Origin of the sequence: Photobacterium profundum (genome assembly GCF_003026285.1) — a bacterium.
Lineage (GTDB): Bacteria > Pseudomonadota > Gammaproteobacteria > Enterobacterales > Vibrionaceae > Photobacterium > Photobacterium profundum.
Genome location: NZ_PYOD01000002.1, coordinates 568,518 through 589,319, shown reverse-complemented (window position 1 = coordinate 589,319; position 20,802 = coordinate 568,518). Strand labels below are relative to the sequence as shown.

Annotated in this window: 18 protein-coding genes; 10 read left to right on the top strand and 8 right to left on the bottom strand. The window is 41.1% G+C overall.

The window, feature by feature from the left end; genetic code table 11:
* Positions 1 to 160: 160 nt before the first annotated feature.
* On the top strand, positions 161 to 2,068 hold the full coding sequence (locus tag C9J48_RS07405) for a methyl-accepting chemotaxis protein (protein ID WP_006228853.1): 1,908 nt from the start codon (positions 161 to 163) through the stop codon (positions 2,066 to 2,068).
* A 234-nt stretch (positions 2,069 to 2,302) separates the two neighbouring features.
* Positions 2,303 to 4,297, top strand: a complete 1,995-nt coding sequence (locus C9J48_RS07400) for a diguanylate cyclase (RefSeq protein ID WP_006228854.1) — start codon at positions 2,303 to 2,305, stop codon at positions 4,295 to 4,297.
* A gap of 125 nt (positions 4,298 to 4,422) precedes the next feature.
* On the opposite strand, the gene C9J48_RS07395 is transcribed toward C9J48_RS07400, so the two are convergent.
* Positions 4,423 to 5,412, bottom strand: coding sequence for a glycosyl transferase family protein (locus C9J48_RS07395; protein ID WP_006228855.1), 990 nt, complete (start codon positions 5,410 to 5,412; stop codon positions 4,423 to 4,425).
* Between the two features lie 301 nt (positions 5,413 to 5,713).
* Here C9J48_RS07395 and C9J48_RS07390 point away from each other — a divergent pair, with 301 nt between their 5' ends.
* The 4 genes from C9J48_RS07390 (at position 5,714) to C9J48_RS07375 (ending at position 9,020) form a co-directional block, all read left to right on the top strand.
* The gene (locus tag C9J48_RS07390; RefSeq protein ID WP_006228856.1) at positions 5,714 to 7,258 is read left to right on the top strand and encodes a DNA-3-methyladenine glycosylase 2 family protein; all 1,545 of its coding nucleotides are present in this window, start codon (positions 5,714 to 5,716) and stop codon (positions 7,256 to 7,258) included.
* Entirely contained in the window at positions 7,251 to 7,715 is a 465-nt protein-coding gene (locus tag C9J48_RS07385; protein ID WP_006228857.1) for a methylated-DNA--[protein]-cysteine S-methyltransferase, read from the top strand. Before C9J48_RS07390 ends, C9J48_RS07385 begins: the two co-directional genes overlap by 8 nt.
* A 182-nt stretch (positions 7,716 to 7,897) precedes the next feature.
* Complete coding sequence (locus C9J48_RS07380; protein ID WP_006228858.1) at positions 7,898 to 8,089, top strand: hypothetical protein; 192 nt, start codon at positions 7,898 to 7,900, stop codon at positions 8,087 to 8,089.
* Positions 8,090 to 8,237: 148 nt separating this feature from the next.
* Positions 8,238 to 9,020 carry an MBL fold metallo-hydrolase gene (locus C9J48_RS07375; RefSeq protein ID WP_006228860.1) on the top strand — a complete coding sequence of 261 codons (783 nt, stop codon included), beginning with the start codon at positions 8,238 to 8,240 and terminating at the stop codon, positions 9,018 to 9,020.
* Positions 9,021 to 9,167: 147 nt separating this feature from the next.
* Here the strand turns inward: C9J48_RS07375 and C9J48_RS07370 are convergent, their stop codons facing one another.
* A complete protein-coding gene (locus C9J48_RS07370) occupies positions 9,168 to 9,707 on the bottom strand; it encodes a type II secretion system protein (RefSeq protein ID WP_006228861.1) in 540 nt (179 codons plus the stop codon).
* A gap of 557 nt (positions 9,708 to 10,264) precedes the next feature.
* Between C9J48_RS07370 and dbpA the strand changes: the two genes are divergently transcribed.
* On the top strand, positions 10,265 to 11,653 hold the full coding sequence (gene dbpA, locus C9J48_RS07365) for an ATP-dependent RNA helicase DbpA (protein ID WP_006228863.1): 1,389 nt from the start codon (positions 10,265 to 10,267) through the stop codon (positions 11,651 to 11,653).
* Positions 11,654 to 11,897: 244 nt separating this feature from the next.
* Here dbpA and C9J48_RS07360 read toward each other — a convergent pair whose 3' ends face one another.
* From C9J48_RS07360 to C9J48_RS07350, 3 genes are all read right to left on the bottom strand, one after another.
* A complete protein-coding gene (locus C9J48_RS07360; protein ID WP_006228864.1) occupies positions 11,898 to 12,233 on the bottom strand; it encodes a hypothetical protein in 336 nt (111 codons plus the stop codon).
* A gap of 64 nt (positions 12,234 to 12,297) precedes the next feature.
* Positions 12,298 to 12,633 (bottom strand): hypothetical protein, encoded by a 336-nt coding sequence (locus C9J48_RS07355; RefSeq protein WP_006228865.1) that lies wholly within the window; start codon positions 12,631 to 12,633, stop codon positions 12,298 to 12,300.
* Positions 12,634 to 12,696: 63 nt separating this feature from the next.
* Positions 12,697 to 13,032, bottom strand: a complete 336-nt coding sequence (locus C9J48_RS07350) for a hypothetical protein (protein ID WP_006228866.1) — start codon at positions 13,030 to 13,032, stop codon at positions 12,697 to 12,699.
* A gap of 169 nt (positions 13,033 to 13,201) precedes the next feature.
* Here C9J48_RS07350 and C9J48_RS07345 point away from each other — a divergent pair, with 169 nt between their 5' ends.
* Positions 13,202 to 13,762, top strand: coding sequence for a TetR/AcrR family transcriptional regulator (locus C9J48_RS07345; RefSeq protein ID WP_036802531.1), 561 nt, complete (start codon positions 13,202 to 13,204; stop codon positions 13,760 to 13,762).
* 140 nt (positions 13,763 to 13,902) lie between these two features.
* On the opposite strand, the gene C9J48_RS07340 is transcribed toward C9J48_RS07345, so the two are convergent.
* Positions 13,903 to 14,682, bottom strand: a complete 780-nt coding sequence (locus tag C9J48_RS07340) for an SDR family NAD(P)-dependent oxidoreductase (protein WP_006228868.1) — start codon at positions 14,680 to 14,682, stop codon at positions 13,903 to 13,905.
* A gap of 106 nt (positions 14,683 to 14,788) precedes the next feature.
* Between C9J48_RS07340 and C9J48_RS07335 the strand changes: the two genes are divergently transcribed.
* Both C9J48_RS07335 and C9J48_RS07330 read left to right on the top strand, forming a co-directional pair.
* Positions 14,789 to 15,133, top strand: a complete 345-nt coding sequence (locus C9J48_RS07335) for a winged helix-turn-helix transcriptional regulator (protein WP_006228869.1) — start codon at positions 14,789 to 14,791, stop codon at positions 15,131 to 15,133.
* A gap of 364 nt (positions 15,134 to 15,497) precedes the next feature.
* Positions 15,498 to 17,654, top strand: coding sequence for a metallophosphoesterase (locus tag C9J48_RS07330; protein WP_006228870.1), 2,157 nt, complete (start codon positions 15,498 to 15,500; stop codon positions 17,652 to 17,654).
* 79 nt (positions 17,655 to 17,733) lie between these two features.
* Here C9J48_RS07330 and C9J48_RS07325 read toward each other — a convergent pair whose 3' ends face one another.
* Together C9J48_RS07325 and ascF are read right to left on the bottom strand one after the other, a co-directional pair.
* On the bottom strand, positions 17,734 to 19,164 hold the full coding sequence (locus tag C9J48_RS07325; RefSeq protein WP_006228871.1) for a 6-phospho-beta-glucosidase: 1,431 nt from the start codon (positions 19,162 to 19,164) through the stop codon (positions 17,734 to 17,736).
* Between the two features lie 68 nt (positions 19,165 to 19,232).
* Entirely contained in the window at positions 19,233 to 20,720 is a 1,488-nt protein-coding gene (gene ascF / locus C9J48_RS07320) for a PTS cellobiose/arbutin/salicin transporter subunit IIBC (protein ID WP_006228872.1), read from the bottom strand.
* Positions 20,721 to 20,802 lie beyond the last annotated feature (82 nt).

Sequence of the window (20,802 nt, the reverse complement as noted above, 5' to 3'; positions counted from 1 at the left end):
AGGGTTGCCCAAAAAAGCACTTATCATAATATTCGACTTCTATTTCAACCCTATAGAGCATGGATAATCTCAGCTCTCTACAGTGCATCGATTTAAGATTAAAATCTTCATCCGTCCGATAAATCATATATTTATTATAGTAGTAGCTAAGAAGGCAGATATGAAAGACCTCTCATTTCGACGTGTTGGTTTTAAGCAACGCATTATATTTACTGTTGCTTTACTGGTATCAGCGGCACTGTTGGTCACCAATTGGCTGTCTTATAACAATTTTAAAAACGATAAAATTGCATCGATTGAAGAAAAATCGCAATTGATTGTAAAAAGTGCAAAACGTGAAGTCGAATTATCGATGCAGACAAAAGTTGATGCACTCAGCTCAAGCAAAGCTTTTTTCCGAACTAATCACTCAAATAGCGAATATGTTGAGGTTGCAAAGTTGGTCACCGAAGCGGGTGGATATTCCAGCTTTACCGTTGGCTACAGTGATGGCCGTGCTTTCGGTGATTCCGGTGGTAACAATGGTGTCTTTGATGTTATTGATTATGATCCACGTACCCGTGATTGGTACCAGCAAGCACGGGCAAAAAATAAAACCATACTGACCGATATCTATACCGATGACACAACTGGAGATTTGATGGTGAGCATTGCGACCCCAGTTAACAGTGAGGGTGTCGTGGTCGGTGATATTTCATTGAAAAGTCTTAATGACGCAATTAATAACGTTGATTTTCCTGGTGCGGTAATTTTAATCTTAAGTGAAGAATTTTCTCAACTGGCATCGACAGATCCCAGTGATGAACTGGGGAGCTATTTTGGTATTCCAAAATTAGAGCAGCAGATGGCAGCCTTAGGCTCTGGTGCGGCTGATTATCAGTGGTCAGGAGCTGATAAGCGTGCTTATTTTTCAGATATTCCACTGGTTGACGGAAGTAAATGGTATCTTTACGTTGGCGTTGATAAATCGGTGGTTTATGCCGATGTTGAAGTTGCATTAATCAAAGCATTATCAACATCTGCTGTTATTCTTATCATTGCACTCCTGATTGTCATTGTTGTATTAAATCAGCTATACCGCCCAATACTTACACTTAAAGATGTGGTACTTGATCTATCAAAAGGAAACGGTGATCTCACCCGACGACTGCCAGTTACCAGTCGTGACGATTTGGGCCAAATTTCAGAAGGCGTTAATACATTTATCGAGAATCTGCAATCCTTGATGCTAGAAGTCTCGCAGTCTTCTGATCACATTTCTCGAAGCGTTGACCAGCTTAAAAACCAAGCAGACGCTAACAACAACGTATTAACTGCTCATGCAACCGAGACGGAGCAAATTGTTACTGCTATTGAGGAGATGAGCGTCACTGCGAATGATGTCGCGAGTAATGCCGCTGAAGCCTCCCAATTTACTCATAGAACCAATTCGCAAGTTACAGACTCTAAAAATGTTGTAATCAGTGCTACAACTACGGTATCTCAACTTGTGCAGAACGTCGAAGATACATCTATCAGTATTGCTGAAATTGAAAAAGATACCTTGGAGATCACCAATGTGCTGAATGTGATAGGTGAAATCGCCGATCAAACAAACTTGCTTGCGTTAAATGCTGCCATAGAAGCAGCCCGAGCCGGAGAGCAAGGCAGAGGATTTGCCGTTGTCGCTGATGAAGTAAGGGCATTGGCCGCTAGAACGCAGACGAGTACAGCTGAAATTGAACAAAAGTTAAATAAACTACGTAGCGGTTCAAGCTCTGCAATTTCTGCAATGAAAGCGACTAAATCAACATGCGAGAAAACAGCAGAAAGTACATCTTTGGTAGAAAATGACCTTGATACTATTGCTAACTCAGTTACGCACATCAATGATCTCAATACCCACATTGCTACCGCAGCCGAAGAGCAAAGCTCTGTTGCGGGTGAAATAACTCGTAACATGGCAGCTATTCGTGAAATCGTAGGGGAGTTATCTTCTAATGGAGAAATGACAACTAATGAGACCATCAATCTGGCTGCTGCAAACAGTCAGTTAAAATCTGTTGTTGATAAATTCAAATTACAGTAAACCACTTTTCGATAAATAAGTGGTTCAGCGAGTCAATATTTGATCATGCAGGGAGCTCACTGTAGCTCCCATGTTTGATCTGAACTTTTTGCAACAACCCCATTTATAAAGTAAAAAAATATGTACAGCGACTCTGTGAGTTTACAGATACCCCTGTTTTAATGTGTATAAAACATTGACTACGAAACAATAAGATATCAAGATCTTGATATCTTATTGCCTACTATTTAAATTATGCCCAAACCTCTTATGCCTAAAGCGTTATTTGGTTACTCAAAATTTTGGGTATCTTCTCTGTTACTTGTCTTGTCATTGAATGTACAGGCCGAAGAACAACCGCTTATTTCTCCTTTTCTTGCCAATAAGTTAACAGCGCAAGATCGATCTTTATTCTCAATCTATCAATTAGCCGATAGTGAGCCTGAAGTCGCGCGTAACAAACTGTCTAAATTTTCATTAGAGCAGCTCGAAAAAAAAGATAACATTCGACAAGCCCTTTATTATTTGACAATTTTTCGCTTAGAAGGGGCACTTGGTTCGACTGAAATATGGGCGGGTAATAAATATGCAGAAGACTACATAGCCAAACTCATATCTTTAGGCGAACGTTTAAATCAAAATTGGATGATGGGTGAAGCGGTATTAGAGCAAGTGATTGAATTTGTTGAAACCGGTGATTACGACCAAGCTTCTAAAAACATTGCATTAGTTATTGAAATCGCCAAGCAAGAAAAGTATCAGCATTTACTGGCTCGAGCGATGAAATGGCGTGCCAATATATATGTGGAATCATCAGATTATCCTAAAGCAATGGATGATTATCGTTCTGCATTAAAAATCTTTGCCTATCAAAAAGATCAGATTCAACAAGCAAGGGTATTGTCTAATATCTCAACGGTCTATTTTCGTTTAGAAGAATGGCAGAAGGCCGATAAATATAGCCGTCGTGCATTTAAATTAATTGATAAAGTGAATTTTGATAATCCGGGCGTAAAAGCAATGCTACACATTAACGCAGGAATCATTGCAAAGAATTTGAATAAACCTGAATTAGAAGCGAAGCATCTTCGTACCGCAGTCAAGTTATCGACTGAAAAAGGGTCACGTTATGCTCAGATTTATGCGCTTTCCAATCTGGTTACCTTATTACTTCAAGAAGGTGAGTTAGAGGGCGCGATAGCAAGTGCCCAGCGTTGCTTGGTACTTGCAAACGAAGTATCAGACAAGGTTGGTATTGTGTATTGCAATGAAGCTGTTGCTGAAACTTATTTAAAACAACAGCGGTACGATGAAGCTTTGGAATTGGCTGAAAAGGTTTTAGCACAATTTGAGGCCACTAATAATAGAAAAAAATCAATTTTATTGAAGGAATTTATTTCAAAGATTCATGAAGAAAGAGGAGATTATAAACAAGCCCTCACTTTTTATAAGCAATATACAGATGAAGGTAAGGATTACTTATTTGATGAGCGCCGTAAGCAGCTATTTGCCCTTCAAGAAAGTTATGAGGCTAAGAATAAAGAAACTGAAATTGAATTACTAACATATGAAAATGCATTGAAGACAGCCCGTATATCTGAGCAACAAACATTAGACAAATTGTGGATACTGGTAGCGCTTATTTTTTGTTTAGTGATTTATATTCTTTATCGTCGTTATACGTTAGTGGCTAAAACTAACTTTAGTCTACGTCGTTCTAATGCCACATTAGCATCGCAATCATTGGAAGATCCTTTAACTGGGCTCCATAATCGACGGTATTTAGAACAGTGGTTAGAAACCGCTGAAAAAAATCATCAATTAGATGCCCATGATTTGATTTTGCTCGTCGTCGATGTCGATCATTTCAAGAAAGTGAATGATAACTATGGTCATGATATAGGTGACGATGTGCTCACTGAGATTGCGCACCGTTTGAAAGATAACGCACGTAGCCATAATGATTTAGTTATTCGTTGGGGAGGGGAAGAGTTTGTACTAGTTTTAGCGCTAACCCCCGAGTCGAATATTGAATTTGTACTTAATCGCTTACGTGAATCTATATCATCAACCCCAATAATAACTGCTAACCACAAATTGACTTTAACTGTGTCGATTGGTGCCATCGGTGGGATTAAAAACGACGAGATATTTGAGCAATGGGATACGCTGTTAACACAGGCTGATAAAGCATTATATAACGCTAAATCGTCAGGGCGAGATTGCGTTAAGTTAGTGGGTACAGACTAGCGAAATATTGCATATTGGTACTGATGTTTTACTTTAGTTGTGTATTCAATATGTGGTTTAAATCACGGTAAATGAAAGTTCATTTACCGTGTTGGTATTATGATGCGACCTTTTATTTGATAGAGCTATTCGTTAGGCAGATTTAAATCGTGACGTGCTAACCACCATTTCTCAGCCAATACTAATGCAGCTTCTTGTGTTTCACATAGGCCCATTAATTTTAGTGTAATGGCTAATGTTGAGATAACCGCATGGCTACCGTAGTTATTATCCTCTTCACCTAGCCACACTTTCTGCAGGTACTCACCGTTTATTTCCCCATGTTTACCAGAGGCACCTTCAAGGAATGTAGGCCATTCTTCGTCAAAACGCTCACCGTTAATGACGCCCGCTAACCGACATGCAATGCGTGGGCTACGTTCGCTTTCACCGCCTTCCCCTTTAAAAGCTACCATATTGTCATCACCCACCAGTGCGGCAGCATCGGCATGCAGCTTTTCATAACCTTGGTGGAATATACCGTGAATAGAAAAAGGGGCAGCTGTTGGGTTTAGCGCCCGTGCAACAGTATTTAGTGGTGTACGTAACCCGACTTGACTGCGCAGCGCTAATAAATCTACTAATGGATTGCAATAGGATGAAAGCGGTACATAACAGATATTATCAAGTGCCAAAATGGCTTCTGCTTCTTCAGCAGTGTTTGCTTGGCGAATATTTAAAGCCGGGCAGGCTGTCTCTATTTGGTATTTCACCATATCGATCGCAGCATGACCGTGAAGGAAAACGCGTTTGCCATTTTGCGCTAATATCTTCGCGGCTAATAATAACCACGGTGGCTGGCGTCGTTTACCAGCGAAGCATGGCCAATCAAGATCGACATCAATGGATTGCCATTGCGGCGAAATACGAGAACGTAACGCTTCGATGTATCCAGCAGCCTCCTCACCCGTTTCACAACGGACACGTTGCAGCATAAGCAATACAGCAAGCTGAAGCAGCTCTGCTTTACCATCGAGGTACATATTTAACGCTTCGCGCGCTTCTTCTTGTGTCAGTGAACGACGGCCTTTTTCACCGCGCCCAACATGTTTAATAAATTCTGAAAAGGCTGTCATGCTTAATTCCTGCAATGAACGTATTGCCTATTTGTGCAGTTTTATGACTGAAAATCAATGTTTAACTTGATGGTTATACCAATTCTATTAATTATCTGACCATTCAGAATACCACTGGGAGTCGAGTTTAAGGATAGTGTTTGATAGAAGAGTGGTTTTCTTTTGAAATAGCTAGACACAGAAGTTGGCTTCCAGTGGGTATGTATCACAATGTACAGTCACTTCCGAATCTGGCTAGCTTAATTCGGTATAGTCTTTAGACTTAGTTTTAAGAAATGAGTAGTTATATTGAGTTGGTTGTATGAATACGGAATTGATAGCAGATAACGTCCCATTAAATAAACCAGCCTTGTCTGATGAGCAATGCCGTGAAGCGCGATTATCACGAGATGTTCGTTATGATGGGCTGTTCTTTATTGCGGTAAAAACGACGGGTATTTATTGCCGCTCTATTTGCCCGGCCCGCGCGCCATTAGAAAAGAATGTTGAATATTTTCAGTCGGCAGTGATTGCGGCGAATGCAGGATATCGCCCCTGTTTACGTTGCCGACCTGATAGCGCGCCAGGATCACCAGCGTGGCAAGGTAAAAATACGACATTGCACCGAGCCATACATTTGATTGATGATGGCGCATTACAGCAACAATCATTAGCTGAATTAGCCGAACGGTTAGGTATTAGCGACCGTTATTTACGAATGTTGTTTAAACAAGAACTTGGCTTGTCACCGATTGCTTACTCTCATTATCAGCAGTGTTTATTGGCTAAAAAATTATTACATGATACGCAATTGAATATCACCAGCATTGCGCTTGCCAGTGGTTTTAATAGCGTTCGTCGATTCAACGATTGTTTCAAAAAATTGTTTTCACTTACGCCGACTCAAGTACGAAAAAATGCTGTAGAAAACAAACATGACCAGGCTGAAGATATCGTTATAACGTTATCGTACCGACCGCCCTATAATTGGCAGCATCTCCAGCAGTTTTATGCTTCACGTATTATAGAGGGGCTAGAGTGGTGTGATGAAAATAGCTATGGGCGAACATTCAGTTTTGATTCGGATGACTGTTCTCACTCTGTACTGAATACAGGGCAAAATATTAACCATAGTGAAGATGCCTTCGATTGCATTGGTGAATTTACTGCATTCCATATACCAGAGAAATCGGTATTTTTGGTGCGAATTCAGCTTTCTGATTTACGTTATCTCAATCGTGTTATTCGCAATATTCGACGATGTTTAGATTTAGATGCCGATATAGAACATATCGAAGCGCGACTAAAGCGGGCATTAAATACCGATATACTGGCGATCTCTGGTTTGCGTCTACCGGGCACATGGAGCCCTTTTGAAGCGGGAATTAGAGCGATACTCGGTCAGCAAGTTTCTGTACAAGCCGCAAGAAATTTAGTGACTAAAGTGGTGGGGAATAACCCTATTAATACTGATGAGCGGTGTTATTTCCCTTTGCCCCAACAGCTTATCGCTGACGAACTCACCTATTTGAAAATGCCAGGAAAACGCAAAGAAACAATCCGATTACTTGCGAACTACGCATGTAATAAACCATTAGATGATAGTAAAGCGTTATTAGCCATTGCTGGTATTGGACCATGGACAGTGCATTATTTACGAATGAGAGGATTAAGTGATCCTGATATTTTTCTGATTGGCGATCTAGGTATTAAGAAGGCGTTAGCCAAGATGAATGAGGCGTTTTCACCCGATGCAGCAGCGCCATGGCGCAGTTACTTAACCCTCTATTTATGGAGTGCTGATCTTGATTCAGCCACAGTTCCGACTGTGACTAACCACGTTATAACGGAGAACGATCATGTTTAATCAGTTAATACATACCCCAATAGGCTGGCTTAATATTAAAGCGAGCGACAAAGGTGTGGTAGCCATTGAATTTAATGCCGACCAAGCGGCATCACAAAAAATGAATACTGTGACTCAGCAATGTTTTGATCAGTTGAATGAATATTTTACCGGTGATCGCAAAGCCTTTTCAGTATCCCTAGATATGCAAGGAACGGATTTTCAGCACCAAGTGTGGTTGGCGTTAGAACTGATCGACTTTGGGCAAACTTGTTCGTATACCGATATTGCGATTGACGTGGGCAGCCCGAAAGCAGTGCGTGCTGTCGGTGCGGCGAATGGACGCAACCCTGTACCTATCATAGTGCCTTGTCATCGGGTGATTGGACGAAGTGGAAAGTTAACGGGTTACGCTGGTGGAATCGATACCAAGGCATGGTTACTGACACATGAAGGTGCCAACTTTCTCTCTAAATAAGTGTTTATAGCGTTGTTAGAGGTAAATTTGTAGGCGGAGTTATAGGCAGTAGAACAAGCTGAGGTGGTAATTATATGCAGTCTGTCTAGGCTTAATGGTATTGCAGAAGAGGTAATAATCATTAAGTTTAAAGGCTATTTTACTCTCTTACCTACAAATATGTTGACCAAGAGGAATTAAAAATGAAGAAACTATTATTGTTACTGAGTTTGGTGGTAATTATTGGTCTTGGTGGGCTTTTATTTAACTCTATTGAAACGCAATCGAAGATAGATATCTGTTTAGATAACGGTGGCAGCTTTAATTATCAAGCCTGTATATGTGATTATGAAAATAGCCACCCGTACGAAAGTGATAATCAGTGTGATGGATAGTGATAGCTGTGGTGGTCAAATTCACCGTGCCACTGTGCGTAGAGAGTTGGAGTTAATCCGGCTCTGTTGCAAATAGCAAATTTCGACATTTTTGTTCTTTAACTATCTATTTGCGACAGACCCTAACAGTTTTTTAGGAAAACTGAATATGAATGTACAACACTTTTTTCATCGTGCTACAGGGACACTGACGTATCTCGTATCGGACAGTGGAGAGGCCGTGATTATCGACCCAGTCCTCGACTATAAAGAAGGCAAGCTAACGACGAAGTCACTGCAACAAGTGATTAACGCTGTCAAAGAGCAGGGGTTAGTGCTCAAATATATTCTTGAGACACACATTCACGCAGACCATTTATCAGCCGCACTGGCAGTCAAGGGTGCACTTAGTGGTAAAATAGCCATTAGCCGAAAGATTACTGATGTGTATGATACTTGGTCGTCTAAAGTGAATTGCCAGCCGTTAGCACAATTTGATGTGCTACTTGATGAAGGCGATGAGCTCAGTTTGGGTGGAGAAAAGGTGTCAGTATTGTCAACGCCGGGTCATACGCCAGCGGATCTGACTTATCATATCGGTGACAGTATTTTTGTTGGTGATACGTTATTTGCACCCAAACGCGGGACTGGAAGGGCGGATTTCCCCGGTGGAAGCGCTAAAGACTTGTATCGGTCTATTTCTCGTCTCTTTGAGCTACCTGAAGACACGGATGTGTATTTGTGTCATGACTACCCCTCTGAAAATGAAGAACCTGAACTTTGTTCATCGCTCTCGACACAGAAGAGTGACAACGTAATGATTAATACGTCGGTGACAGAAAAGCAGTACATAGAAATACGAACAAAGAGGGATAGCAATCTGGCAACACCAAAATTGTTGGATGTGGCTCTTCCGTTTAATCTCACGTATCAGTTGCCAAATAATGCCTGAACACAAAGGCCGCATGATAGAAAGTTAGAGAAACCACACGTAATTATTCAGTTCCACGTGTGATTTCGATAAGCTTTTCCTCATGAGGTCTTTTGGCGTAACCTAATTGTGGTGATATGTGAACTCTATTCGTGTCAGGTATGGTTGCTATAGGCAGGGAACAACTTCGATAGTATAAGGTGATTCTATTGATGTCAGATTACTGTACCTTAGATAACAATTATCATTAATTAACACAGGTCTTTTACCTGAGTAATCAAGATTTTTTACCGAAGTGATAGTGATACCTCCTTTGGAACCTTGGCGAATAATCCCCCAGTCTTTGATTTTCTCGTAATGTTTGTTGATACCATCAACCAAGGTGGTTATGGTGTAAAAATCAGCTTCGGGGTAGCCATCACGAAAAGTACAGGTGTTAGTTTCACTTGATTCACAACCAGTAATGGGAATAGCTCTGACATAATCTTTATTGTTGGTTACATAAGATAAGCTTTCTAACCCCGCGACCGCCATTTTACCGTAGCCAACCCCTAAGCCGGATTCTATCGAGCCTTTTAAGCCTTCTAGTGCAGCATTTCGTGCATCGGTTTGTAGGTTTAAAAAACGGGGAGCGGCAGTTACCGCTAAAATCCCCAGAAGCACAATAACGACAACTAACTCTATAAGGGTAAAGCCGTTTCTTCTCATTTTTGCTCTCAATGTTGAGTAATAACTCTAATTTAGTGTCAATTTAATGGCGTTTATACTTATAGTCAATAACTTATACCCTATGTCGTACTGAAATGTGATCAAAATTTATTGTCAAAGTGAATAGTTACGACCAATTCGCTTTGTTTTTTGTATGTAACGCATAAGCAGTTAATGTACTTTTACAAGCGTATCTTTCTGTATACAGTTTGAATCGTTTTTTATCATCATTATTAGGCGCGATAAGGTGAGCGTTTACTTGTTTATCTTCGACATCAGTAACAAAGGCTTTTAACATCACTTATCGTACTGATTTTAAATGTTAATAATGAACATATTAACTAGGGAGAGGTGTGAGAGTAGAGCCGCTTTCATGTTAATATATTGCACATGTCATGTTCTAGAGAGAGTTAGCTAGCAGTAAAAGCATCACATAGATTGTTTAGGCTGGCATAAACTGGTAGTGTCGCTGCCCTTGTACCATTCCATCGCATTAAATAAACTTTGCTGCCTGTCGGTTACGATAGTCATTCAGCATCATAAATAGGATTATCACCTTGAGCCAAACAGCTTTTTCTACCCTAAACCTGCACGCGGATTTGCTAAAAAATCTGACTTCTCTTGGTTACGAGTCAATGACTCCGATTCAAGCGCAGAGCTTACCGCATATCTTGGCGGGCGAGGATGTTATCGCTCAAGGTAAAACGGGCTCAGGCAAAACAGCAGCCTTTGGTCTTGGTCTATTAGAAAAATTGAACGTGAAGCGTTTCCGTGTTCAGTCTTTAGTACTTTGCCCAACGCGTGAACTTGCTGATCAAGTAGCAAAAGAAATCCGTAAACTGGCACGTACTATTCATAACATCAAAGTATTGACGTTATGTGGTGGTATGCCGTTTGGCCCTCAAATTGGTTCGCTAGAACATGGCGCGCACATTATTGTGGGTACACCGGGTCGTATTGAAGAGCATGTACGTAAAGGTACATTGAACCTTGATGATCTAGAAATGCTAATTCTAGATGAAGCTGATCGCATGTTAGAGATGGGCTTCCAAGATTCATTAGATGAAATCATTGATGCAGCCCCTCAGCGCCGTCAAACATTACTATTCAGTGCAACGTACCCGCCTCAGATTAAGTCTATTGCTGACCGCATTATGTTCAAGCCTGTGATGGCGAAAGTTGAATCTACGCACGACGACAGCAGTATTCAACAGCACTTCTACAAAGTCGATGGTAACGAGCAGCGTTTAACCGCGTTACGTTTATTACTGTTAAAACACCGTCCAGAGTCAACCGTTGTATTCTGTAATACTAAACGTGAAGCACAAGAAGTATCAGACGATTTAGTGGATTATGGTTTTAGCTCAATTGCTTTACATGGCGATTTAGAGCAACGCGAGCGCGACCAAGCATTGGTTCGTTTTGCTAACAAAAGTACATCAGTATTAGTGGCAACAGATGTTGCGGCTCGTGGTCTAGATATTGATTCACTTGATGCTGTGATTAACTACCACCTTGCACGTGATACAGAAGTACACGTTCACCGTATTGGTCGTACAGGCCGTGCAGGTAGCAAAGGTGTAGCATGTTCTCTTATTAGTGATAAAGAGCACTACAAAGTAGCCATGCTGGAAGATTACCTTGATAGAGCAATCAGTGGTGAAGCATTACCGTCAATGGACTTGCTTGATCAACCAACATTCCGCCCTGCAATGACAACACTGCAAATTGATGGCGGTAAGCGTCAGAAGATTCGTCCTGGTGATATTCTTGGTGCTCTAACGGGTGAAAACGGTATTGCTGGCGCACAAGTAGGCAAAATTCAAATTTTTGATAACTTTGCGTATGTGGCTGTGAAAAGTGAATCAGTACGTGCTGCAATGAAAAAATTAGAAGACGGTAAGTTGAAAGGACGTTCTTTTCGTGTTCGTCAAATTCGTGGTTAATCACGGCATAACGAATAGATAGAATGGAGATTATTGTAAACCTCTGACTATTTATTTAAGCGCAGTGGTGAACACAAATTATAAAAGCCGATTCAGCATTAGGTTGAATCGGCTTTTTTATTTGTTGTTGAATCATAAAAGCACCTTAGTTCTGTAATCAGTATATTTGTTCGTGATACATATTGTTGGATGAGAATATTTGGCTTATACCATTTCCGTATGGCAATAAGCCGCCCTAGGTTCATTATCTCTTTTTGTTCAGTGCCTCAATGCGTACTTGGGTTGCATAGTGCGATGCTACATTTTCATCGCGATCTATCGTTGTATAAGAGACCACATCGCGTGTTACGGGTGTGAGTGCTTTTGTACGTAATGATTGAGCATATAAGGTGCCTGTGTTTTCATCACGGTCGGTATAAGTAATTGATGGTGCAGATTGAGGTGATGTACCCAATGCACTAATTCGCAGTTGTTCAGCATGCATACTTGATAGGCTTTCATCGTGATCATTCTGAGCAGCCGTTGCTGATAATGCTGGAAGTAGTAAAGCAAGGCTGAATAGGGCAGTTGAAATTTTCATGGTGTTTCCTTATTTGAAATAAGTTATTGGGTTTTGATACGTATCTTTAATACATATAGTTCACTTAACTTTTCTTATTTAACGCATCGATACGTAATTGCGTGGCATAACGGGTAGACACTTTTTCATCGTGGCCAATCACGTTATAAGACACGGTGTTTTGGATGTTTGGTGTTAATGCTTTTTGACGTAATGATTCAGCGTATAAGGTGCCTGTGTTTTCATCACGGTCGGTATAAGCAATTGATGGTGCAGATTGAGGTGATGTACCCAATGCACTAATCCGTAGTTGTTCAGCGTGCATGTTTGATAGGCTTTCATCGTGATCATTCTGAGCCGCAGTGACTGATAATGCAGGTAAAAGTAGTGCCAAGCTGAATAGGGCAGTTGAAATTTTCATAGTGATTTCCTTTTAAAATAAATTGTTAGGTTTTAATGCGTATTTTTAATACATATAGTTCGATTAACTTTTCTTATTTAACGCATCGATACGTAATTGCGTGGCATAACGGGTAGAGGCTTTTTCATCGTGGTCAATCACGGTATAAGACTCGACATTTTGTGTGCTCGGCGTTAATGCTTTTTGACGTAATGACTCAGCATATAAGGTGCCTGTGTTTTCATCGCGATCGGCATAAACAATAGAAGGCGCAGAGCTAGGCGAAGCGTCTAATGCGCTAATTCGAAGTTGTTCAGCATGCATACTCGATAGGCTTTCATCGTGATCATTCTGGGCAGCCGTCGCTGACAATGCTGGAAGTAGTAAGGCTAGGCTAAGTAGGGCAGTTGATGTTTTCATAATGTTCTTCCTTTTGTTTTTATGTTTAGTTATTTAAATCTAATTTTTGAACTGAACCGTTTAGTTCATTTTTAGAATAGACCTCTAGTCACAGGTCTGTCAATCTTTTTTGAACTAAACAGTTTAGTTTGTTAAGGTGGTTGTATTGAACCGTAGTGAGGAAAAGCGGATGAGTCGATGTGAAGAGAAAAAACAAAATGCTATAAACAAGACCGTCGAGTTGTGCTCTCAGTATGGCTTCCATGGAACGAGTATGGATAAAATCACTGCTGCAACAGGCTTGTCAAAAGCGACGATTTATAAGTATTTTTTATCTAAAGAAAACCTGATTGCTCAAGCACTTGATGCTTACGGAAAGAGTGCGATTGAGCACTTAACTGAGGTGATGAATGATGATTCATTATCTTTAGAAGAAAAGTTAAGTGAACGTTTTGAAACCTTGCGTCAATCTCTAGCTGTGGATGCTTTTAATGGCTGTTATTTTCAACTTGCCTACAGTGAATTTTGCAACGCAGAAGAAAATATTACCGACATATGTACGCTTTATAAACAACGACGTGTCAGTATGGTTTGTAATCTTCTTGAAACGCATAACGTAGAAAATGCCCAAGAAAAAGCGGTGAGAGCAGAGCTTATTTTTAATGGCTTGATTGCAACATTACAGATTTCAAAAGATCCTACTCTTATCGATATTGCACGTGATATGTATATGGATGTGATAAACCGCTAACGTTGTTAAGGGTGAGCTATCAGCTTTGCTGGTTAATGAAATACCGAGAGTCGTTGATGATTATTCATTAACGACTCTCGGTATTCAATTATGTCGTTATCTTTATACAGTAAACGACATAGTTGATAAACGAATACATCTTAGTTACGGCCAGCAATTACCCCGCCATCAATATCCCAAATAGCCCCTGTCACCCAACTTGTTTCGTCTGATAATAAGAAGGTGATGGTATTAGCTATATCTTGGGCTGTACCAACTCGTCCAATAGGGTGGAAAGCATTGAACCCTTCTAATGCTTCATCAACCTCTTTGGGGTCAATAAATGATTCATAAATGGGCGTTTTCACTACTGCTGGTGACACGGCGTTTACTCTAATTCCGCTGTCTGCAAGTTCCATTGCCATATGTTGGGTTAATGCATGTAATCCCGCTTTTGCCATTGAATAAGCGGATGATGGCGTAGCTTTAATCGCTTGTTTGCCCCACATTGAGCCAATATTCACAATGTTCCCGCCACCGCTTTGGATCATATTGGTAGCAACCGCTTGCGAGAGGGTAAAGGTCGCTTTGTTTAAATCCATATAGATGTCGTAATCACTAGCAGTATGCTCCACAAAAGCTTTCGGATTAAAATAGCCAGCAGCATTGACTAAATAGCTGATTTGGTTTGAAGGCTGATGAATAAAATCGACAATTTTCTGGATATCATCAGCCTTGTAAAGATTGGCTTGTAAGCCAGATACTTGAGCAGAACCAGATGCTACCGCTTGTACTTCATTAACTGCACGGTTTAACTTTTCTGCATTGTTTCCTACGATAACCACATCAAGGTTATTCATTGCTAATTGCTTTGCTGTCGCTAAGCCCATGCCGCTAGAGCCACCTACGATCAATGCGATACCAGTGTGTTTGAAGTTCATTTTTATACTCTCTTGTGTATTGGCGATGTGCTAATGTTAGTGCCATTACTAGCCATCTGAATAGTAAGTACAAATCGGTAAGGTAAGTACTTATTGGTACATCTTTATGAAAAGTCAGGAAAAAATATTTTCGAGAAAATCAGCACCAGAGCGATCTGCGCGTATGGTCGAAACCATTTATGGTTGTAAGTGGTCACTTACTGTTTATCAATTGCTTGCGCATGATATAAATCGACCGGGTGAAATGGTGCGAAATGTAGAAGGGCTTTCAACGAAAGTATTGAATGAATGTTTACGTAAAAATGTGCAGTTTGGTATTTTAAATCGAGTCTCATTTAACGAAGTACCACCAAGAGTTGAATATGAAGTGACGCCTTTTGGCGATAAATTTATCCGTATTCTTGATCAGCTCGAAGTGCTGCAAAATGAAATTTCAGAGGCCGATGAATAAGCCATTACATAAAGGCTTAAAAAAGGATGTGCAATATTGAGCCGTTATAGCCTTTGTATTTATAGGGCGGTATCGAAAGCTATAGTACTGTGCAATGAACCCCGAGTATTAAAAACGGAATGGAGCAGGTAATATTTGCTCTATCTACGCTTAAGCCTTCCATCATTTAACCCTATAGTTCTTAGTTGATGAATTAATTGGATAAATGTCACTATAATGATATACATCAATAGTTTGGGGCAAGTTAACAGAACGATAATCCTGTAACCGCACTGTCATTAAATAATCCAATTTCTGTCATGTTGAATCTCTAGCCTTCTTGCTGCTTTGGCGCATAGCCAATAATAATTAGGACTACACAATAATGAATAATTGGAAACTGCCTGCGATTTCCCTGCTGGCAGCAACATTGCTAGGTTGCAACTCTGACTCATCACATGAAGATGGTAAAGGCGGGCTTGAAACGTCTTTACAAGTCGCTTTTATGCCTGACATTCACTTCCATGATGTTTATGGTGATTTTCAAGATGGTTCATTTGATGGGCTGCCTAATTCACTAAGTGGTGATAGAGCAACAATACGTACGATGGAGTCTCAAATGAACTCCACACGTTTATTCAATGAAAACTATTTTGCCCTGATAGCAGCGCTTGATGATGTTGTAGACCGCGGAATAAAATATGTCGCCCTTCCTGGAGACTTTAGTGATGATGGTCAGCCTGTTCATATGCGCGGCTTAGTGAAGGTATTTGATACCTATCGCGAAAAATATGGCCTTGAGTTTTTTGCGGCTCCTGGCAATCATGATCCAAACCGACCGTTTACCCAACCTGCCGGTAAAAGTGATTACCTTGGTGAAGGTGGTCAAAACCAACGAATTTACAGCCGTGGTAAAGAAGAGTGCGTAGATTATGATGGTGAGTGGGGCACTATTCCCGGCGAAAATGGTGCGTTAGATACCGTATGTACGCAAGAAGTCGTACATTGGGGCTATCAAGACATCATGAATATTCTGGGGCCTCATGGCTTTTATCCTGCTAAAAACTATCTCTATTATGAAACACCTTATAGTAGCAATGAAGCTCGTACTAATTACACTTATGACATCGCTTTAAAAGAAGCTAGTTACGAGAATCGTCAATATGAAATTTGTCGTGAAGGTACTGGTGGCGATTATAAACAAGACAATTATACCAGCTGCTCTACAGTGCCAGATACCAGCTACCTTGTTGAGCCAGTAGAAGGCTTATGGCTGTTGGCAATCGATGCCAACGTTTATCAACCAAAAGAAAATTCAACCGGTGGCGTAATGCGACCGGATGATTACGAAGGCTCGGGTAATGCCGGCTACAACATGATGCTGACCCACAAAGCCCATGTTGTAGACTGGATCAGCGATGTTGTGAAAGCAGCTAAAGAGCAAAATAAGACGCTTGTATCTTTCAGTCACTTCCCGATGACAGATTTCTATAATGGTGCATCAGAAGATATAGAAGATTTATTTGGTGAAGGTAAGTTCCAGCTAGCTCGTATGCCAGAAGACGACACCAGTAAAGCCCTTGCAGCAACAGGGCTGAGTGTGCATGTTGGTGGTCATATGCATTTTAATGATACCGGTATGAAGTCATACAATATTGATGGTGAGCAACACACACTTTTCAATATTCAGGCACCTTCATTGGCTGGCTATATTCCGGCTTATAAAGTACTGAATATCATGCCTGATAATCAAATAGAAGTTGAAACGGTCATTATTGAAAACGTACCGCGTTTCAATGAACTGTTTGAGCACTACCAAGAGGAGCAGGAATACCTAACAGCGCAAGCCGGTAATGATGAAGAAGCCAAAGCGAAGATATGGAATGGTGATATTCTAAAGTCTGAAACTTATTATGAACTGACTGATTGGCACATCAGAGAGTTGACACGTCTTCGCTTCCTTCCTGGTGATTGGCCTGTTGATATACGTGTAATGATCATGAATATGGATGGTGAGCAGATGCTGATTATGTCTCAACTCGAGACCGAATTTACTGTTTGCCAGCTTGCTGATGCGTTATCTGTAATGATTCCGTCTTGTACAGCCAAGCTTAATAACAACGACCTTCTTCAGTTCCTACAAGATTGGCGTGTAGCACGGATCAAAGCGGAAGAGTTGGCGATGGCTAATAGCCTTACACTGGCTGATTTCCGAGGCTGGGATGGTGAGCAACTGGCTGTTGACTTCTATCGACTGAGAAATGCTGATGAACTTGCATTCCGCGATATTGATCCAAATGTTTTACCACAATATAAATTGTTGAGTGAAGAGCTTGCGGAATTTAATACCCCGATCGGCTCTGAGGTTGGAGAGTTAGGGGATCATACGGTAGGTGATGTGTTTAAATCTCGTTTTAGTAGTTTGTTTATCATTCTAGATAAATTTGCGACTGGACAAGCAAGTGATCACTTTCTTATTGATACTGAAAATCAAACATTGATCGATCTGAAAGATACTGCAGATCGAGATGTTATGAAATAAAATTGAAAGCGCTGCCAATTGGCAGCGATTTTTTATCTATTATTTTATCAATTACTGTTTAGATAAATTACTGCTTTTATTAATCTAAACATTCTCCATTGCTGGCAATCACTTTTTTATACCAGTAGAACGATTTCTTTCTCATTCTGTTTAGTGTGCCATTACCAAGATCATCCCGATCAACATAAATGAAGCCGTATCGCTTGCTCATTTCTCCGGTTGAAGCTGCCACCAAGTCAATACAACCCCATGGCGTATAACCCATTAGCGGAATGCCGTCACCGATCGCATCTTTCATTGCCTCAACATGCTCACGCAGATAGTCGATTCGATAGTTGTCGTTGATTTCACCATTTGCCTCAATAACATCTTTTGCACCCAAGCCATTTTCAACCAAGAAAAGGGGTTTCTGGTAGCGGTCATACAGTGTATTCATGGTAATACGCAGACCTTGTGGGTCGATCACCCAGCCCCAATCACTTGCAGGTAGGTGCGGGTTCTTAATCGACTTTACTACATTGGCTTCGCTAGTGTTACCTTCATTCATATCGGCAGAAGCACAGCGAGATGCGTAGTAACTAAATGAAATGAAATCGACAGTATGCTTAAGAATTTCATGATCTTCTTCATGAATATCGAGTACGACATTCTTATCATTAAAGACTTTTTGGGCATAAGAGGGGTAATAGCCACGCGATTGAACATCAATGAAAAACAGATTTTCACGATCTTTTTGCATAGCAGTAAATACATCTTCCGGCTTACAAGAATATGGATAGAAATTACCACCAGCCAACATACAACCAACTTGATTGTTAGGGTTTATTTCATGAGCTATTTTCGTCACAAGTGCACTTGCAACCAATTCATGGTGAGCGGCTTGATACTTAATTTGATCTTTATTCTCACCTTCTTGGAACATCAAGCCGGCACCAGAGAATGGGCTAGCCAGTAAAATATTAATTTCGTTAAAGGTAAGCCAGTACTTCACCAAACCGTCAAAGGCTTCAAAACAGGTACGCGCATAACGTTCAAAGAAGCTGATCATCTTGCGGTTACGCCAAGAACCGTATTCGTTCACCAAATGCATCGGTACATCAAAATGGCAAAGGGTTACTAATGGCTCAATGTCGTATTTCTTACATTCTTCGAATATAGAACGGTAAAAATCAATCCCTGCTTGGTTTGGAGTTTCTTCATCACCGTTAGGAAAGATGCGGCTCCAAGCAATCGACATGCGAAATACTTTAAAGCCCATTTCTGCCAGCATGGCAATGTCTTCTTTATAACGGTGATAAAAATCAATCGCTTGGTGGCTTGGGTAATATTCAGTTTGGTCAAGCTCAACTGAATTTCGTAGACCTAATTTAATCGGCATACGGTTTTCACCATAAGGGATCATATCAACTGTGGTCAGCCCCTTTCCACCAGCAAGGTGGGCACCTTCAGACTGGTTAGCGGCGATTGCGCCACCCCACAAAAAGCCTTCCGGGAATTTAACATCAGCCATGTTATACCTCTTTGTAACAAAACCACCTCGACGAGAGGTGGCTTAAATTCATTAGTTAAACAACCACACTAGGCAATTGCGGGTTTTGTTGATATAGGTGTTTTATTTGCTTCAACGTCTTTATCTGCTGTTTCTTTTGCAGCCGTAGGGTTTGATTCATCCTCGTCTTCAGGAATATCTTCAAAACCAAGCAGTAAGGTTAGTACGAAAGACAGAACAACAGATAGAGCCATCAGACCTAGAACCCACACGAGGCTCATCGGGTCGTTCACGTCAATGAACTGTACACTGGTAAATAGGCTTGGTGCCGCCATTGAGTGGCTTGCAATACCCGCCATACCTGCCAGTCCACCAACAATGAAACCTGTAATCAGAGCAGCAATCAGTGGACGCTTCAAGCGCAGTAATACACCGTACAATGCTGGTTCGGAGATACCTGCCATCAATGCTGATGCACCAGCCGCCATCGATGTTTGTTTCAGTGCGATGTTTTTGGTTTTCCAAGCAACAGCCAAACAAGCACCACCCATGCCGATGTTTGCACCGATTTCAGCTGGCATTACCATAGCCTCAGTACCTGTTTCAGCGATAGTTTGAATGATAGTGGGTGTGAATACGCGGTGCATCCCCGTTAGAACCAATAGCGGCCATAGTGCACCCATAATTGCGACAGCTAACCAACCCAGTGCATCGTGAATCGTGTATACCAGCGTAGAAAGCGCAGTACCGATCCAAATACCCATAGGGCCAACCAGCACGATACCTACTGGTGCTGCAATTAGCACAATAAGCATTGGCTTCAAGAAGTTCTTCGTCACAACAGGTGTAATGCTATCAACCCAACGTTCGATGTACGACAAGATCCAAGTCATGATCAATACAGGAATAACAGTATAGGTATAACGTACTGAAGTGATTGGAATACCAAATAAATCAACGTGGCGCCCATCAGCAGCTTGTGCCATCAAGTCGGCAAAATTAGGGTGAACCAATACACCGGCGATACCGATAGCTATCGACATGTTTGTTTTGAATTTAATTGCAGCGGATGCTGCCACCATTAGTGGTAGGAAGTAGAAGGCACCATCACCAATTGTGTTTAGTAGGATAACCGTTGAATCGTCGGCTTCATAAATGTTAAACATGAGTAGAAGCATGGCGGCAAGTTTAACCATAGAGCCACCGATAATCGCTGGGATCAGTGGTGACATGGTGCCAACAAGTGCATCAAGCATTTTTGCACCGATAACTTTCGGTGTTAACTTCACTTTCTTTGCTGCAGGTGCATCATCAGTATTGCCATCTAAGCGGCATATCTTCATTACTTCTTTATAAGCATGAGAAACATTATTACCAATGATCACCTGACATTGGTCACCATTATGTACAACGCCCATGACGCCTTTAAGTGCTTTTAGTGCAGAAGCATCAACCTTTGCTTCATCTTTTAGTACAAAGCGCAAACGCGTCATACAGTGGGTCAGTGCTACAACGTTGTCTGCACCACCCAATTGCTCGACTATCGAGCGGGCAACGGTGCTGTGATCTTTCGACATTTTCTCAACTCCTGCTTAAACGGAGAATATTTGCGGGTAGAATTGCCGCCTATTCCCTTATATTTGGCTTAAAATGTCATCA

What these genes read in the sequence shown, in the direction of transcription:
- C9J48_RS07375 (WP_006228860.1), top strand. Translation starts at nt 8,238, where the DNA reads ATGAATGTACAACACTTTTTTCATCGTGCTACAGGGACACTGACGTAT.
- C9J48_RS07325 (WP_006228871.1), bottom strand. Translation starts at nt 19,164, where the DNA reads ATGGCTGATGTTAAATTCCCGGAAGGCTTTTTGTGGGGTGGCGCAATC.
- C9J48_RS07370 (WP_006228861.1), bottom strand. Translation starts at nt 9,707, where the DNA reads ATGAGAAGAAACGGCTTTACCCTTATAGAGTTAGTTGTCGTTATTGTG.
- C9J48_RS07340 (WP_006228868.1), bottom strand. Translation starts at nt 14,682, where the DNA reads ATGAACTTCAAACACACTGGTATCGCATTGATCGTAGGTGGCTCTAGC.
- C9J48_RS07360 (WP_006228864.1), bottom strand. Translation starts at nt 12,233, where the DNA reads ATGAAAATTTCAACTGCCCTATTCAGCCTTGCTTTACTACTTCCAGCA.
- C9J48_RS07380 (WP_006228858.1), top strand. Translation starts at nt 7,898, where the DNA reads ATGAAGAAACTATTATTGTTACTGAGTTTGGTGGTAATTATTGGTCTT.
- C9J48_RS07350 (WP_006228866.1), bottom strand. Translation starts at nt 13,032, where the DNA reads ATGAAAACATCAACTGCCCTACTTAGCCTAGCCTTACTACTTCCAGCA.
- C9J48_RS07390 (WP_006228856.1), top strand. Translation starts at nt 5,714, where the DNA reads ATGAATACGGAATTGATAGCAGATAACGTCCCATTAAATAAACCAGCC.
- C9J48_RS07405 (WP_006228853.1), top strand. Translation starts at nt 161, where the DNA reads ATGAAAGACCTCTCATTTCGACGTGTTGGTTTTAAGCAACGCATTATA.
- C9J48_RS07335 (WP_006228869.1), top strand. Translation starts at nt 14,789, where the DNA reads ATGAAAAGTCAGGAAAAAATATTTTCGAGAAAATCAGCACCAGAGCGA.
- C9J48_RS07330 (WP_006228870.1), top strand. Translation starts at nt 15,498, where the DNA reads ATGAATAATTGGAAACTGCCTGCGATTTCCCTGCTGGCAGCAACATTG.
- C9J48_RS07355 (WP_006228865.1), bottom strand. Translation starts at nt 12,633, where the DNA reads ATGAAAATTTCAACTGCCCTATTCAGCTTGGCACTACTTTTACCTGCA.
- C9J48_RS07400 (WP_006228854.1), top strand. Translation starts at nt 2,303, where the DNA reads ATGCCCAAACCTCTTATGCCTAAAGCGTTATTTGGTTACTCAAAATTT.
- C9J48_RS07385 (WP_006228857.1), top strand. Translation starts at nt 7,251, where the DNA reads ATGTTTAATCAGTTAATACATACCCCAATAGGCTGGCTTAATATTAAA.
- ascF (WP_006228872.1), bottom strand. Translation starts at nt 20,720, where the DNA reads ATGTCGAAAGATCACAGCACCGTTGCCCGCTCGATAGTCGAGCAATTG.
- C9J48_RS07395 (WP_006228855.1), bottom strand. Translation starts at nt 5,412, where the DNA reads ATGACAGCCTTTTCAGAATTTATTAAACATGTTGGGCGCGGTGAAAAA.
- C9J48_RS07345 (WP_036802531.1), top strand. Translation starts at nt 13,202, where the DNA reads ATGAGTCGATGTGAAGAGAAAAAACAAAATGCTATAAACAAGACCGTC.